2 protein-coding genes are annotated in these 1,928 nt (G+C 66.1%); both read right to left on the reverse strand.

Going from position 1 to position 1,928, the window contains the following annotated elements:
- Positions 1-627, reverse strand: a 627-nt coding sequence (locus VOI19_RS18750; RefSeq protein WP_323794454.1) for an HAD-IA family hydrolase, incomplete at its 3' end; no start/stop codon positions are given.
- Positions 628-816: 189 nt separating this feature from the next.
- Positions 817-1,830: a citrate/2-methylcitrate synthase gene (locus tag VOI19_RS18755; RefSeq protein ID WP_323794455.1), complete on the reverse strand. Its 1,014-nt coding sequence runs from the start codon at positions 1,828-1,830 to the stop codon at positions 817-819.
- Positions 1,831-1,928 lie beyond the last annotated feature (98 nt).

Consider the following 1,928-nt stretch of genomic DNA (forward strand, 5'->3'; position numbering starts at 1 on the left):
GGCGCGCAGGTCCGAGCGCAGCGTCGTGGCGTCGCTGAAGACGATCGCGTGCATCCCGCAGGCAGCCGCCGCCTCCACGTTGTCGGCCCGGTCGTCGACGAACACCAGGCTGCTCAGCGGCCGGTCGGTGCGGTCGACGAGCAGGTCGTAGACCGCGGGGTCGGGCTTGGCCAGGCCCTCGACGCCCGAGACGACGACGTCCTCGAGCATCGTGAGGAAGTCGAACGTCGCCGGGGCGTGCGGGTAGAGCTCGGCCGACCAGTTGGTCAGCCCCCACTGCGGCACCGCTGCGGCGTGCAGCTCGCGCACCAGGTCGACGCTGCCCGGCACCTCGCCGAGCAACGACTTCGCGAAGTGAGGACGGTAGGCCCGACCGTGGGCCGACCACTCGGGGTGCTCGGCGTCGAGCCACGCCTCGGCGGCCTCCCACGTGCCGCCCGAGTCGGGGCCGTGGTTCCACTCCCGGAAGTCGAACGCCGCCAGGAACCGGCGGGCCTCGTCCTCACCGACGCCCGCCGCGATCGCCGCGAGCGGGTCCCAGTCGATGAGGACGTTGCCGAGGTCCCAGACGATTCCGGTGGGGCCGGTGGGGCCGGTGGGGCCGGTGGAGCCGGTGGAGGTGGTCATGGTGCGTGCTCCTGAGTCGGAGGGGGTGGAAGGCCACGGAAGCCGCGAACCCGCCGCGCGAGCTCATGCTCGCGGGACGGGTTCGCTGGGTAATTCTTCGTCTCACCGGGTCTCACCGGGTCGCGACCTCGTGCCTCGGTCGCGCCGCTCGCTCGACCACCGGTCAGCGAGTCCGCTGACGTGTCCTCGCTACGCCCACCGCTCGCTGGCAGGTACGAAGTTCAGGCGACGCTCGCCGGTGTAGATCTGCTTGGGGCGGGCGATCTTCTGCTCCTTGTCCTGCACCAGCTCGGACCACTGCGCCAGCCAGCCCGGCGTACGGCCGATGGCGAAGAGCACCGTGAACATCTCGGGCGGGAACTGGAAGGCCTCGTAGATCAGGCCGGAGTAGAAGTCGACGTTGGGGTAGAGCTTGCGGGAGATGAAGTACTCGTCCTCGAGCGCAATCTTCTCCAGCTCCTTGGCGATCTCGAGGAGCGGGTTGACCCCGGTGACCTCGAAGACGTCGTCGCAGGCCTTCTTGATGATCGTCGCGCGGGGGTCGAAGTTCTTGTAGACCCGGTGGCCGAAGCCCATCAGGCGCTCGTTGCCGTCCTTGACGCCCTGGATGAAGGCGGGGATGTTCTCCTTCGACCCGATCCGGCGCAGCATCTTCAGCACGGCCTCGTTTGCCCCACCGTGCAGCGGGCCGTAGAGGGCGCCGACCCCGGCGGAGACCGCCGAGTAGGGGTCGACCTGCGAGGAGCCGACCGAGCGCACGGCGTTGGTCGAGCAGTTCTGCTCGTGGTCGGCGTGCAGGATGAACAGCACGTCGAGGGCCTTGACCAGCCGCTCGTCGGCCTCGTACTTCTGCTCGCTCATCTTGAAGAGCATCGAGAGGAAGTTCGCGGTGTAGCTGAGGTCGTTGTCGGGGTAGATGAACGGCTTGCCCTGCGCGTTGCGGAACGACCAGGCGCCGAGCGTCGGCATCTTGGCGATCATCCGCACGATCTGCATGTGGCGGTTGTCAGCGTCGGAGATGTTGCCGGCGTCGGGGTAGAAGGTCGACAGGGCGCCGACGGAGGCCATCAGCATGCCCATCGGGTGGGCGTCGTAGCGGAAGCCCTCCATGAAGCCCTTGACGTTCTCGTGGACGAACGTGTGGTAGGTGATCTCGTGCACCCACGCGTCGTACTCGGCCTTGGAGGGGAGCGCGCCGTGCACGAGGAGTGTGATTTATTTATATTTTATATATAGCAAATTAATATATTTTGTTGAGGGATGCAAACATATTTATAAACACCAACATCCCCTTTTTTGAT

Origin of the sequence: Nocardioides sp., assembly GCF_034670285.1 — a bacterium.
GTDB lineage: Bacteria > Actinomycetota > Actinomycetes > Propionibacteriales > Nocardioidaceae > Nocardioides.